Source organism: Acinetobacter sp. YH12094, assembly GCF_013419295.1.
Classification (GTDB): domain Bacteria; phylum Pseudomonadota; class Gammaproteobacteria; order Pseudomonadales; family Moraxellaceae; genus Acinetobacter; species Acinetobacter amyesii.
Genome location: NZ_VPAK01000004.1, coordinates 95,572 through 108,469 on the forward strand (window position 1 = coordinate 95,572; position 12,898 = coordinate 108,469).

Below are 12,898 nucleotides of genomic sequence, written 5' to 3' on the forward strand. Positions count from 1 at the left end.
CTAATCCTTCACCACTAATCGTTTATAGTTTTCTTTGAGAAATATTTCTATTTCTTGTGTACTTTCAAAATCATGCTTTTTAAATTTTTGATTAATTTTATCAATTTGGTGTATTGAAAAATTAATTTTTTCATCATTTTTAGATTCTTGGCTTATGAATCCAAAATAACAACCAAAAGTACAAATACACCACTCATCAAATATACTATTAAACTTTCTCAACCAAATTCTCATTTCTAAATTTAAATTGGAATATTGATTTATATTTAATAAATGTATATTTACTCTAGGATCATAAAATCTTATTATATTTTCCGAGTTATACATCAATAGACTTGTAATAATTTTCGAAAAATCATCAAATTCTAACTTTGATTTTACTAGATTACTTACCAACCCCATGTTTTGAAACAAACTCAAGCCAGTAGAAAACTCTTTCAAAAAAATATTATTATAAAAGTCTTCTAATGCATCAGCATTCATTGACTTAAGATCAACTAAAATTGGAGCTTTTTCTCTTTTTTTAAATAAGTTTATTGCGATAATTTTGTAATTAACTTTATTTTCTTGATAAACACTTAAAAGATTCCTAAAATGAGTTTGCTCATATAAAATATAGTTATATCTTTTAAAACTTTCAAAATCTAATCTTTTAAAATTATTCATACTATTTTAATACCTGAATTTCCTGAGTTAGATGCATTCTCCATTTTATATTCACACTCTTCTAACAAAGGTAAATCTAATATTGTTTCATCTGCATTATGTCCTTTAATAAACTTATGCTGCCCCGCTTTCGCCTCAAATTTTCCACCTGTAGTTGGAAACACACCTGAAGCATTTATTTTGATCTGTGAACCACCCGCCGTTAAATTAATCTCTTTAGGGCTGGTGATATATACCGTATCTTCGGTTGAAATAATCTGAATGCCTTTACGTGCAATGAGGTCTGCCCCATCACCTTGCGCCTGAATCTCAACCTTTCCCTTCCCTGCAAATGCTCTCAATCCTTCTTGTACTGCAAATAAACTGATTTTTTTACCGGCATGGCCAATTAAGGATTTTTGCGTGGAAATGTTCATACTCTCGCCTGCAGTTTGGCTGATCCGGCCATTTGCAGATACATGGATATCTTCATTACTGCTTAAAGCAATCGAATTGGGTGAAGCCAACACCATGACAGCAGACTTAAATTCTGCTGCCTTTTTCTCATCTTTTTGACTTAAAACTTCGATAAATGCTTGAAGCCCTTCCAAAACGTCCAGTGGGTCTGTCTGCTGATTCTTAGCAACTTCACTTAAAGCCTTAGAGTTCTTTAAGGAACTTTCAATTTGGCTCTTGGCTTCATTTGCATCTAAATGCTCACCTTTGGCCCCATCTTGTTTATAAGTCGAAACCAATAAACCTTGTCCTGCTCGTACTGCACCCCATTGGTCGGTTCTAAGTTCGAAGCCTTCGCCTCGATCTTCACTTTCTGCTTTATCTTTTGGATGACTGAGCTTACCGAGGTTCAGTTGGCTCGCACCATGACTACTTTGTAGCTGGGTACTAATTTGCCCCGTGGTGTCATCAAAGCGTAATTGACCAAAACCCTCTCCCGCCACTTCTTTAGAACGAATTCCCGCAAGTTTTTTGGTATCGGGTAATTGTCCTTTATTGTCAAATTTAGTGGGACTACGCTGCGCTTCATGAATACGACCCACGACAAAAGGTCGGTCAATGTTGCCATCAAAGAAATCAACGACAACTATTTCACCAACTCGAGGTAAGAAACGCGCTCCATAACCTTCGCCGGCCCAAGGGGTCACCACATCAACCCAAGCCGAGTCTGTGTCATTATTATTCGCACCTGCACCGCCATCATGGCCATGATCATCAGAACGGGTAAACAGAAAACGAACTTTTATCCGCCCCCATTCATCAACATGGATTTCTTCACCAGCAGGACCCACAACTTTGGCACGCTGTGGATGTGTTACTGGTCGATGTGTAAGTGGATTAAATTCAGGAACTGTCGTAATATTTCGACGTTGCAAAGCCAAGGTATTGGCTTGGCGTTCATCCGCGTCGCTTTGTTTGACTTGCCACTGACTTTGATGGATCAGTTGTGTAACTTGATCGGTTAAGTCTTTGGGTAAATTATTTTGGTTATAAAAAGACTTGGATAAAATCAAAAACTCTTGATCGGCCCCACGATGCTGGTCAATCTCTGGATGCTCATCCAATTTAAACCAATAACCGACTTGTGTATCACGCACGGTACTTTTGGCAATAAATTGTTTGGCTTGAGCCGCATAATAATCACTAAAATTTTGATTGAGACGTTCAACTTGAGCACTATTAGAGGCAGTTGCAGCATCTTCACCATTCAGATCTTGCATCCATGCAGGGCTCACATGCCATGCCTGCTCTAAGCTTAAGCTCGCATTATCTTGATTTTGACTATGTAGGTGCTTGCTTTGTACTGCACCACCACCCTCGTCCTGTTCAAGCACATCTGCCTGCCACCGCTGCACATGCACCGACGTCGGTTGCAGACTACGCTGACCGATAAAACTGGTCATACTGTCATTTTTTTCAGTCGCACTACTACGATGAAAACGAATATTACGTCGCTCCAAAGCTTGATATTGACTATTATCATCAATCAAACGTAGCTTTTGGGCTGCGATGGGTGTCGCAGACGATGTTACAAAAGATTGAGCCTCATCAACCAACCAATGAATGCCTTCACTGCGTAGTAAGCGGGTAATAAAATCATAGTCGGTTTCATTACTTTGCATCATGAATGGTCGAACGTCATACTCTTTTTTTAAGCCACTTAAGTCCAAACTTAAGCTCGCTGCAAAAAGTGGGCTCTTTTTTTGCCATTCTTTAAAAATAATTTCGACTACATCTTTGACCGATTTATTCATAAACACGCGGCTATTACGACGCTTATGCCATAGTGCTGTTGCATCTTCTAAGGTCAACTTATATAGCGTTAATGCACCATCACTTTGGCCTTGAAATGCTTCAGTAATGATCCCGGTAATACGGAAAAGTTGTCCAGCATCGGTCACCTGATCGATTGCGACTTGTGTACCAATAAATTGTTTGAGTTCTAAGGTGGCAGAAGTAGACAGACAAATCAGTTGTACATTTAAACCCGTACTAAGCGCATGTTCCCCATCAATACGTTGTAAAAATACCGCCTGATTTAATGTCGAATTTGAAAATTGAATATGCAAGGCACGTTTTTGTGGACTAATGCCCAATTTTTCAATTGCAGAATATATATTGTTCAGCATCGTTATTATCTAAAATCAGATTTTTATAAAATATGCGGGGTATTTAATCAAAAAAACTCATATTTTTCTAGGCATAAACTGCCTGCTTTGTTGGGTTTTATGTAAGTAAAAATTCAAATTTTCACATCAATTCTTTATGTTATTTTTACTCTATTTATTTCTGCATTAAAAAAATATAGAGACCATCAAACTAAACTTCAGGTCTCTTCATACCACCTTACTGCCTTGCATCACGATTAATTAGCATTTAAAAATGCGTGAATATTCTCCAATTGTTCTTGTGCTTCGACATAGCCTTGCAAGGCCGCTTTTTCCAAATATTGCTGTGCAATTTTAAGATCACGCTCTACGCCCATGCCATGAATATATAAATAGCCCAATCGCGTTAACGCCGCAGCATTCATCCCCTGAGCCGCTTGTGCATAATAGCTATGTGCTTGGGTTAAATCTTGCTGTACACCTAAACCATGTTCTGACATTTCACCAAGCTGGTACAAGGCAGTCACATTTCCTAATCCCGCCGCTTGCGACAAATACTGCAACGCTTGTTGGAAATCTTGTGTTCCCCATTGTCCTTTTAAATTAACTAGACCTAGTTGCGTAAGTGCATCAGGATGGCCTAATTTCGCCGCCTTCAACAATGCTCGCTGGGTTTGAGCTTCATCAAACTGTACATCAGGCAAGATATTGTCCACGGCTAAACGGTAGAGATACCAAGCAGCATCCTGCGAACCTTGTTCTGCGGCTTTTTCCAGATAACTCAGACACTGATCACGATGTGCTAATGGATACTCAGGCAATGCATAAAAACGTCCAATCAGATAATTTTGATCCGCGACACAAGTAATGGACATATCATTTAAGTGTCTTGCCGCTTCAACTAAAAGTTGCTGCGCTTGCTTGATATTTCGCTCAACACCGACCCCATGTAGGTAGCATAGTGCTAAACCGACTTGGTTAATGAATAAGGGTTTGAATTGATACGCTGTTTGATATAACTCAAATGCTTTTTGCGGATCATCACGAACCAAATACTTTTCAAAATACAGTGCGGCAATAAGACTAATTGCATCAGCATCTTTAAGTTGAGCAGCTTCGGTCAGAAAGCGAAAACCTAAAGTTTCCTGCTTCTCCAAGTACCAACCATGAAAATGTGCAATGCCTAATAATCGGCTGGCTGCTGCAACTTTGTGCTCTTTGACCTGCTGCAAAAGATCATGATAAACCCGCTGACGCTGATCGACATCGATCTTACCCATCAATACTGCTTGATAATACTCATACAACTGCTGCTGGTGCCCGAGTAGCAATCCTCGCTTTAAATATTGCAATGACTTTTCATCATTTTGTGCAAGATACTTTCCTTGAGCATAGAACTGCTGCAATTGCTGAATAGCCGCCATATGGTCTTGTTGAGCAGCTTTCAGTAAATATTCCAATCCTAGAGCAATATTTGGCGTGGCTTGGTTTAAATAGAACTGTGCCAATTGATACTGTGAATTGGCATGTCCATTGTCCGCATTTTTTTGCAACAAATCTAAATGTTGTTGCTCGGCATGTGTCTGATCTTCTGGGTTTAATTCGGCGAGTCGATATTGTGCATCCAAATGACCGCGTGAAATCGCATGTCGATACCAATACTGCGCTTTTTCAAGATTGGGTACACCGCCATAGATACCTTCTTCAACTTGCCCCAATACATATGCAGCATCATCGCTGCCTAAACTATTGGCTTTTTCCAATAAAGCCAGCGCATTTTCCACACTGACTTCTCGGCCTAAACCTTGTAAATGCATCTGTCCCATAGCGACATAGGCCTGTGGAATTTCATGCTGTTTGGCCAAATTTTGATACAACTCATAGGCACGCGCATAGTCGGTTGGTGCATCAAGCATTAAGCGTTCTGCAAATTTCAGCTGCGCATCTAATTGGTCTATCCACAAGTCATGCCCAACCGCTTTAGCCTGATCGCGTTTTACTGGATCGGGTCTTTTCCACATCCAAAACGCAAGTGCTCCCATCCCCAAAATTAGTATCAGTAAAAACCACATACTCGCCCCAAAAAAATCAATATTTTAATTATTCCAACATTGTGTCTGATTTTAATTCTATATACAAAAAAAGCACCGAATTCGGTGCTTTATTTTTTTCAAAATGCGATAGCAGTCATGCTTTTGCTCGTTTTGCATCAAGTTTTTTGAGCACCTCTGACACAGCCACCATCGCAAAGCTGGACGTCACCACTACTGCTGAACCATATCCACCACAACGTAAGCCTGCACTTGGACAAACATCAGCACTGGAAAATGGATTATCAATTGAATAAACACAGGTAATCCCAAACTTTTCTTTCGGCTTTTTACAAATGCCTTTGCCGCGTAATTGTGTACGCAATTTCGCTAACATCGGGTCTTGCTCAGTTTTAGATAAATCCGCCACACGAATTTTTAATGGATCGAGTTTACCGCCTGCACCACCCGAGACAATCAACGGAATTTTATTAAAACGACAATGTAACATGAGGGCGAATTTCGCTTTCACGTCATCAATACAATCTAAAATTAAATCGGGATTGCCGGCTAATATTTCTTTCACATTTTCAGGTGTGAGATAATCATCAATCAAATTTATTTTGATTCGGGGATTGATCGCACGGCATCGCTCTGCCATCACTTCAATTTTTTCATGTCCCAATGTCGTGCTCATGGCAGGCAATTGTCGATTAATATTCGATGCAGCAACCACATCCATATCGACCAAGGTCAGCTCACCAATACCAGTACGCGCTAAAGCTTCGACCGCCCATGAGCCTACACCACCAATCCCAATCACCATGACATGACTTTTTTCATAATGATGAAAACTTTCATCACTATAAATTTTGGCTACGCCAGCAAAACGGCGGTCATATTCATCATCTTGGAGCAGTTCAGTCATAGGTTAGGAGGCTGTGTTAAATGAGCCGCCATTTTAGCAAATTCGCTACTTATTTTCTTTGATAAAACGCAATTCAGCAGACAGCACAACAGAGAGGCATTCGCATCAGGTCTAAATCCATCAAAATAAACATTTACAGTGAACGGAGGTCTGCTTTAAAAAGTATAACCATAGATCAAAAAATCAAGTGTGTATTGCCATGAACATCCATCCTCTGCCAAATAATTTAAAAATTACCGATGACAAAAATGAAATGGATTTAGACACCGTGCATCGCTTTTTAAGCCATACCTATTGGTCAAAAGATATTCCAAAACATGTGGTGAAAAAAGCGATTGAAAACTCTTTGGCCGTGGCCTTACTCCTCGATGATGAACTCATTGGTTTTGGTCGTGCTATTACGGATTATGCAACTTTTGCTTATTTAGCCGATATTTATGTCGCCGATGCGCATCGAGGCAAAGGCTATTCAAAATTAATTGTGAGTACTTTATTTGAAAAATGTGGCTCCTCAGATCTAAGACGCATGTTGCTTGCAACGGCAGATGCACATGGTTTATATCGTCAATTTGGCTTTACCGATTTGGCTCAACCTGCAAGTTTTCTAGAGATTCATCAAGCCAACATCTATCAACGATAGAGAAAATATCTCGGATAAAAAAAAAGAGGCTTTCGCCTCTTTTTCGATCTTACAACCTTAGTCTTTATTCATAATAAAGAAATATTCACGGTAGTATTTGAGCTCTGCAATCGAGTCTCGGATATCATCCATCGCTAAATGTGAAGCATTCTTTTTCAAGCCACCCATGATCTCTGGACGCCAGCGTTTCGCCAATTCTTTCACTGATGATACATCGAGATTACGGTAGTGGAAGTATTGTTCCATTTCAGGCATTAAACGATGCAAGAAACGACGATCTTGGCAAATTGAGTTACCGCACATCGGTGATGATTTTGGATTTACCCATTTTTTCAAAAATTCTAAAGTTTGCTGTTCAGCATCTTGTGCTGTCAATTTACTACGACGTACACGTTCGATCAGACCTGATTGACCATGTTGGCGAGTGTTCCACTCATCCATTGCATTGAGCACACGGTCAGACTGATGTACCGCAAGCACAGGCCCTTCCGCCAGAATATTTAAATTATCATCCGTCACAATTGTTGCAACTTCAATAATCTGGTCGTTATCTGTATCTAGACCTGTCATTTCAAGGTCAATCCAAATCAGGCGTGTATCAGGTGTGCTGCTCATAAATGTGCAATCTTATTAGGCTGTAAAAATGCACATAGTAGCAAATTTATTGGGCTTGCGCTGTAAATAGACCCTGCTTTCATGCTATTTTTGCCATCTAGTTTTCACGGTTTTTTAGGATATGAATGGCTTTAATTCGTAAGCGCCGACTGACTGAACAGCAGCAACGTCGCATTCAGAAGCAACATAAATCTCGTCAGGAAGAAATCGATACTTCTGCAGATTTGGAAGGCTTGATCGTCCAACATTATGGTCGTCAACTTGAAGTTCAAGCGCTGTCTACACCCGACCAACATCCTGAAAAACCTATTGTGCAAGCTGGTGAACCTGAACCACATTGGAAACCCATCGAATTAGGCAGTGTTTGGCGCTGCCATACCCGTACCAATCTCGAATTATTGGTGACGGGTGACCGTGTCAAATGGCAAGCTGACCCGATCACAGGTTTAGGGATTATTACCGCGATTCATCCACGCCAATCTTTACTGACACGCCCTGACCGTTATCACAAAGTGAAACCTGTCGCAGCCAATGTCAGCCTGATTGTGATTGTATTTGCACCACTTCCTGAGCCAGCGCCAGGCCTGATTGACCGCTATTTGGTGGCCTGCGCAGATGCCGATATTCCAGCATTATTGGTCTTAAATAAATCCGATTTGCTTAAAGACAATGACCCGATTTTAACGCTATTACAAGAATATCGTGACTTGGGCTATGAGGTCATGCAAACTCAATCTGATGGTGACTTAAGCGCACTTTCTGCTCGCCTTTCAGGTGAAACTGTCGCATTTGTAGGTCAGTCTGGGGTTGGTAAGAGCACTTTAATTAATGCCATTGTTCCGGATGCCGCGCAAAAAACCAATATTATTTCCGAAAACTCCGCGCTCGGTCAGCACACCACCACCTCTACGCGTTTAATTGCGTTTGGTGAAGGTTCTGCATTGATTGATTCACCAGGAATCCGTGAATTTGGTTTATGGCACCTAGAATTGGAAAAAGTTCAGCAAGGTTTCCCTGAGATTGAGTCACATTTGGGCTATTGCCAGTTCCGTAACTGTACGCATAAACATGAAAAGCAATGTGCGCTTAGAATGGCGGCTCAAAATGGCGAAATTTTACCGCGCCGATTAGACAGTTATTTACGTCTGATCGACGAAATCACGGAAGCGCAGCAAAAAAATTAATTTTTATTCTGTTCATGCCCTTGAAGGGGTGATTTTGATCACCATATTTATGGGCTATACTCTTGGCAATTTAAAATTGTAGTTAGGTGAATTGTGGAACGTTGGTTCGAATTTATGGGGAATCACCCCTTCTTATTTGGAACGCTGGCTGTATTGGTCGTGCTGTTCTTTATTCTTGAAGGCCAGCGTAATGGTCGCAAAATTTCACCTCAATCTTTAGGGATTTTAGTTAAAGCTAAAAATGCTCAATTGATTGACTTACGTGATGCGAAAGACTTCCGCGAAGGTCATATTAGCGGTAGCCGTAATATTCCATATAGCCAAATTACAAAACACATTGAAGAGTTAAAAACTTCTGATCGCCCGTTGGTTTTTGTATGTAACCTTGGTCAAGTGGCAGGTTCTGCATTGCAACAAGTCGGTCATGCAGATGCATACCGTTTAGACGGCGGCATTAGCAACTGGAAAGCTCAAGGCTTACCTCTAGTTAAAAGCAAATAAGCGCTTCTTAGGAGATTAACATGGCTGAAGTTACGATTTATTCAACAACTGTATGTCCTTACTGCATTCGTGCAAAACAGCTCCTAGAGCGTAAAGGCGTGGCTTATAAAGAAATTAATTTATCAAATGAAGCGCCTGAAGTACGTGTTGAATTGATGCAACGCACCAACCACCGTACCGTTCCTCAAATTTTTATTAATGATCAGTTTATTGGCGGTTTTGACCAACTTTATGCTTTAGAGCGTGAAGGCAAACTCGACGGCATGCTATCTTAATTTTAAACATAAATCGTCACCTCATATTAAGGAATAAACAATGAGTGAAGAACAACAAGCTCAACCACAATTGGCATTAGAGCGTATTTATACTAAAGATATTTCTTTCGAAGTACCTGGGGCTCAAGTATTTACTAAAGAATGGCAGCCTGAACTAAATATCAACCTTTCTTCTTCTGCAGAAAAAGTTGATCCAACACACTTCGAAGTTTCACTGAAAGTTGTCGTTCAAGCGAACAATGCGGGTGACACTGCATTTATCGTTGACGTTACTCAAGCAGGTATCTTCCTGATCGATAGCGTTGAAGAAGAACGTCTTCCGTACATTCTTGGTGCTTACTGCCCAAATATCTTGTTCCCATTCCTACGTGAAGCAGTGAACGATATGGTTACTAAAGGCAGCTTCCCACAATTATTGCTTACACCAATTAACTTCGATGCTGAATTCGAAGCGAATTTGCAACGTGCGCAAACTGCTGCTGAAGGCCAAGCTTAATTACTTGATCTCAGATATAAAAAAGACCGCTTTTAGCGGTCTTTTTTATGCTTTATTTATTCCCTCTCCTTCCAGGAGATGAGAAACACTGTTTCCAAGGGGAGAGGTTTTTATTCCCTCAACCTCGCCCTCTCCCAAAGGGAGAGGGAACTTAAAGAGAATTACTCAGCATCTGCCATTAGATCAGCGCTCATACCTACAGTATTAAAGCCTGCATCAACATACAGAATTTCACCTGTAATACCATTTGCCCAAGGTGAGCAAAGGAACAATGCTGCATTACCTACATCTTCAATAGTTACATTGCGTTTAAGCGGTGCAACTTTTTCATTTAGATCTAACATTTTACGGAAAGATTTAATCCCTGAAGCCGCTAAGGTACGAATCGGACCTGCTGAAATCGCATTTACACGAATACCTTCAGCACCAAGACTTGTTGCCAAATAACGTACGCCTGCTTCTAGTGACGCTTTTGCCATACCCATAACGTTATAGTTTGGCATTACGCGTTCAGAACCTTGGTAAGTCAGCGTCAATAAACAACCTTGACGTGCAGCCAATAAAGGTTTTGCCGCACGAGCCATCGCAATAAAGCTATATGCGCTGATGTCGTGAGCAATTTTAAAACCTTCACGGTCGGTAATATCAGTGAAATCGCCATCTAAAGTATGTGCCGGTGCAAAACCAATTGAATGCACAACACCATCTAGACCATCCCAATGTTTAGCAAGTTCAGCAAAAGCGGTATCAATTTCAGCGTCCACTGCGACATCACATGGGAAAACTAAAGTTGAACCAAATTGTTCAGCAAAATCATCTACACGTTTTTTTAATTTTTCGTTTGGATAAGTAAAAGCCAGTTCTGCACCTTCGCGATGTAAAGCTTGCGCAATACCAAATGCGATTGATAACTTACTTGCAATACCCGCGATTAAAAAGCGTTTGCCAGCCAATAGTCCTTGTGCCATGTGAAACTCACTCAAAATAATTTAACAGCATAATGCCAAGTCTAAAGCATTTTAGAAATTGCATAATGCGCCTTTTTTTAGAAAACCATCATTGCACGCACGATGCGAATGAAACTAGATTCAATCAAGCAGCATCAATATTTATTGGCCCTTAAGCGTCCAGATGCAATGCTTGTAATGAATTAGTCCATAAGATCTGTGCAATCTCAGATTCAGTACGGTTTAAGCTCTGAGCTAGCCCCTGCAAGACATAGGGCAAATTGACCGGCGTATTGCGAGTACGCCCTTCTGTCGAATGCTGACAACATAAAGGTGTCATATCTGGACAGTCGGTTTCTAAGACCAAATGATCTACACCCAAAGTCTGAACCACTTGATGTAATTTTTTTGCATTAGGATTGGTGATTTGCCCTGTTACACCAATTTTAAAACCTAGCTTGGTAAATGCCTTCGCTTCTTCAACACCACCACTAAATGCATGTGCAATACCACCGAGCTTAAATTGATGCTTTTTCAACATCGAAAGCACCTCCGCATGGGATTTGCGAATATGCAGCAAAATGGGTTTATCAAACTGCTGTGCTAATTCAAGCTGTGCGGAAAAATACTGCTGCTGCTTTTGAAAAAGTTCGGGCTGTTTATGCTGTTTCAAAAAGGTATCTAAACCTATTTCACCGATAGCGACACAATCATGCTGTTTTAGCAGCTGTTCCACATCGAACAAATGTTCTGTACGATGTTGCTCAATATAAAACGGATGTAAGCCGGGGGCTAAATAGCTTTTGGGAGCATTGGATAAACGAGCTAAAAACTCTTGGGTTTGCAGCAAATTGTGAAAACGTGACTGTACAAAACCAATTAATACCAAAGCATCGACACCCGCTTGTTTGGCAGCATACGCCAACTGTTCCCGATCAGCGTCAAAATCGGGAACATCAAAATGCGTATGCGTATCAAACAGTGAGTAAGTCATTGAACTAATTAATTTGCTTTTGCGGCTGAGGCTTCAACAGCTTCAACTGGAGGTAGATATTGCTTTTTCAATACACTTTGCAATTGATCATACGGAATGGTCAAACGTGGTAAACCCACCACATACGGCCCAATTTCATATTCGGCATATTGCAAAATTAAACCTTGCTGACTCAGATAAAAATTATCAGACAGTTTAAATTTCCAAATCTGTTCGTATTCTTGAATATTGTCTGCCAACTTGGCATCTTTCACCCAAGTTTTAAAGACTTCATAGCCCCGCTTTTCAAGCTCAGCACGTTGATTTGGCAATAATATGTCGTTGAGCTGCACCAATTTTTGAGTGCTTAAATCAAAGTTATAATATTGCTGTGCAGAAGAACCATGCGCTCCACCTAAATATGAACTGGTATTTAAAACCACTGTTGCCAAGGGTTTTTCAGCATTCAATATTTTAGGTTTAATCATCAAACTGATTTGCTGATTGGCACTTAAAGATTTCAATTCTTTATCTAAATTTAAAAACGCTTGCATATAAGGCTGCGTGGCTTTTTCCAATTTTAATTTGGGCGTTTCAACCTTTGCCAAAGCAGATTTTGCTTCAGACGCTGCAGGAACTTCACTTGCAGCGGGAGCCTCAGTACTCAGCGTTTTATCTTCTAAAGGCGATACAGATAGAATTTCACCTAACTGTTTTAGAATTTCCGCATCAATAAAGTCATCAATAAAGGCTTGATTACTGTTTAAGCGTTCAACTGAAATTTCAGGACAAACCCCGCCATCACATTCAGGTAAATTCAGTTGTAATTTTTCCGCATCACCAATCAGTTTTGCACTCAAATCTGGCTGTTCAGTTTTTGCTTGATCTGGCTTTTTTTCAGGTTCAGCTTGTTGTGGCTGACACGCCGTGAATGCAACAGAAACTGCCAATATTGAGCTTGCCCAAATTTTATTTTTTTGCACCATTGCTTCAACCTTTCATTTCGAATAATTGCTATTTATTTTGGTAAATATCTTATC

General features: G+C 40.3%; 13 protein-coding genes. 5 read left to right on the top strand and 8 right to left on the bottom strand.

Annotated features, from left to right (window positions below):
- The 4 genes from FTU34_RS05015 to FTU34_RS05030 all read right to left on the bottom strand — a co-directional run bounded on the left by FTU34_RS05015 (position 1) and on the right by FTU34_RS05030 (position 6,227).
- The gene (locus tag FTU34_RS05015) at positions 1 to 666 is read right to left on the bottom strand and encodes a hypothetical protein (RefSeq protein ID WP_180034899.1); all 666 of its coding nucleotides are present in this window, start codon (positions 664 to 666) and stop codon (positions 1 to 3) included.
- Positions 663 to 3,290 carry a type VI secretion system Vgr family protein gene (locus tag FTU34_RS05020; RefSeq protein ID WP_180034900.1) on the bottom strand — a complete coding sequence of 876 codons (2,628 nt, stop codon included), beginning with the start codon at positions 3,288 to 3,290 and terminating at the stop codon, positions 663 to 665. The genes FTU34_RS05015 and FTU34_RS05020 overlap by 4 nt, the downstream gene beginning before the upstream one ends.
- A 236-nt stretch (positions 3,291 to 3,526) precedes the next feature.
- Positions 3,527 to 5,341, bottom strand: a complete 1,815-nt coding sequence (locus FTU34_RS05025) for a tetratricopeptide repeat protein (protein ID WP_180034901.1) — start codon at positions 5,339 to 5,341, stop codon at positions 3,527 to 3,529.
- Positions 5,342 to 5,456: 115 nt separating this feature from the next.
- Complete coding sequence (locus FTU34_RS05030; RefSeq protein WP_078192686.1) at positions 5,457 to 6,227, bottom strand: ThiF family adenylyltransferase; 771 nt, start codon at positions 6,225 to 6,227, stop codon at positions 5,457 to 5,459.
- 199 nt (positions 6,228 to 6,426) lie between these two features.
- On the opposite strand from FTU34_RS05030, the gene FTU34_RS05035 reads away from it, so the two are divergent.
- Positions 6,427 to 6,867 carry a GNAT family N-acetyltransferase gene (locus FTU34_RS05035; RefSeq protein ID WP_180034902.1) on the top strand — a complete coding sequence of 147 codons (441 nt, stop codon included), beginning with the start codon at positions 6,427 to 6,429 and terminating at the stop codon, positions 6,865 to 6,867.
- 57 nt (positions 6,868 to 6,924) lie between these two features.
- Here the strand turns inward: FTU34_RS05035 and orn are convergent, their stop codons facing one another.
- On the bottom strand, positions 6,925 to 7,482 hold the full coding sequence (gene orn / locus FTU34_RS05040) for an oligoribonuclease (RefSeq protein WP_067763591.1): 558 nt from the start codon (positions 7,480 to 7,482) through the stop codon (positions 6,925 to 6,927).
- Between the two features lie 125 nt (positions 7,483 to 7,607).
- Here orn and rsgA point away from each other — a divergent pair, with 125 nt between their 5' ends.
- The 4 genes from rsgA to secB all read left to right on the top strand — a co-directional run bounded on the left by rsgA (position 7,608) and on the right by secB (position 9,938).
- The gene (gene rsgA / locus FTU34_RS05045) at positions 7,608 to 8,666 is read left to right on the top strand and encodes a ribosome small subunit-dependent GTPase A (protein ID WP_180034903.1); all 1,059 of its coding nucleotides are present in this window, start codon (positions 7,608 to 7,610) and stop codon (positions 8,664 to 8,666) included.
- A gap of 93 nt (positions 8,667 to 8,759) precedes the next feature.
- Positions 8,760 to 9,167, top strand: a complete 408-nt coding sequence (locus tag FTU34_RS05050) for a rhodanese-like domain-containing protein (RefSeq protein ID WP_078189639.1) — start codon at positions 8,760 to 8,762, stop codon at positions 9,165 to 9,167.
- 20 nt (positions 9,168 to 9,187) lie between these two features.
- A complete protein-coding gene (gene grxC / locus FTU34_RS05055; RefSeq protein ID WP_078189640.1) occupies positions 9,188 to 9,442 on the top strand; it encodes a glutaredoxin 3 in 255 nt (84 codons plus the stop codon).
- Positions 9,443 to 9,482: 40 nt separating this feature from the next.
- Positions 9,483 to 9,938: a protein-export chaperone SecB gene (gene secB / locus FTU34_RS05060; RefSeq protein WP_078189641.1), complete on the top strand. Its 456-nt coding sequence runs from the start codon at positions 9,483 to 9,485 to the stop codon at positions 9,936 to 9,938.
- Between the two features lie 161 nt (positions 9,939 to 10,099).
- Here the strand turns inward: secB and FTU34_RS05065 are convergent, their stop codons facing one another.
- From FTU34_RS05065 to FTU34_RS05075, 3 genes are all read right to left on the bottom strand, one after another.
- On the bottom strand, positions 10,100 to 10,906 hold the full coding sequence (locus FTU34_RS05065) for an enoyl-ACP reductase (RefSeq protein WP_078189642.1): 807 nt from the start codon (positions 10,904 to 10,906) through the stop codon (positions 10,100 to 10,102).
- 151 nt (positions 10,907 to 11,057) lie between these two features.
- The gene (locus FTU34_RS05070) at positions 11,058 to 11,879 is read right to left on the bottom strand and encodes a TatD family hydrolase (protein ID WP_180034904.1); all 822 of its coding nucleotides are present in this window, start codon (positions 11,877 to 11,879) and stop codon (positions 11,058 to 11,060) included.
- Between the two features lie 8 nt (positions 11,880 to 11,887).
- Positions 11,888 to 12,844: an RsiV family protein gene (locus tag FTU34_RS05075; protein ID WP_180034905.1), complete on the bottom strand. Its 957-nt coding sequence runs from the start codon at positions 12,842 to 12,844 to the stop codon at positions 11,888 to 11,890.
- Positions 12,845 to 12,898: the final 54 nt, after the last annotated feature.

Bases quoted from the DNA above. Each gene is read 5' to 3' on its own strand.
- FTU34_RS05015 (WP_180034899.1), bottom strand. From the start codon at position 666: ATGAATAATTTTAAAAGATTAGATTTTGAAAGTTTTAAAAGATATAAC.
- FTU34_RS05030 (WP_078192686.1), bottom strand. From the start codon at position 6,227: ATGACTGAACTGCTCCAAGATGATGAATATGACCGCCGTTTTGCTGGC.
- rsgA (WP_180034903.1), top strand. From the start codon at position 7,608: ATGGCTTTAATTCGTAAGCGCCGACTGACTGAACAGCAGCAACGTCGC.
- FTU34_RS05025 (WP_180034901.1), bottom strand. From the start codon at position 5,341: ATGTGGTTTTTACTGATACTAATTTTGGGGATGGGAGCACTTGCGTTT.
- FTU34_RS05065 (WP_078189642.1), bottom strand. From the start codon at position 10,906: ATGGCACAAGGACTATTGGCTGGCAAACGCTTTTTAATCGCGGGTATT.
- FTU34_RS05070 (WP_180034904.1), bottom strand. From the start codon at position 11,879: ATGACTTACTCACTGTTTGATACGCATACGCATTTTGATGTTCCCGAT.
- FTU34_RS05035 (WP_180034902.1), top strand. From the start codon at position 6,427: ATGAACATCCATCCTCTGCCAAATAATTTAAAAATTACCGATGACAAA.
- grxC (WP_078189640.1), top strand. From the start codon at position 9,188: ATGGCTGAAGTTACGATTTATTCAACAACTGTATGTCCTTACTGCATT.
- orn (WP_067763591.1), bottom strand. From the start codon at position 7,482: ATGAGCAGCACACCTGATACACGCCTGATTTGGATTGACCTTGAAATG.
- FTU34_RS05020 (WP_180034900.1), bottom strand. From the start codon at position 3,290: ATGCTGAACAATATATATTCTGCAATTGAAAAATTGGGCATTAGTCCA.
- secB (WP_078189641.1), top strand. From the start codon at position 9,483: ATGAGTGAAGAACAACAAGCTCAACCACAATTGGCATTAGAGCGTATT.
- FTU34_RS05075 (WP_180034905.1), bottom strand. From the start codon at position 12,844: ATGGTGCAAAAAAATAAAATTTGGGCAAGCTCAATATTGGCAGTTTCT.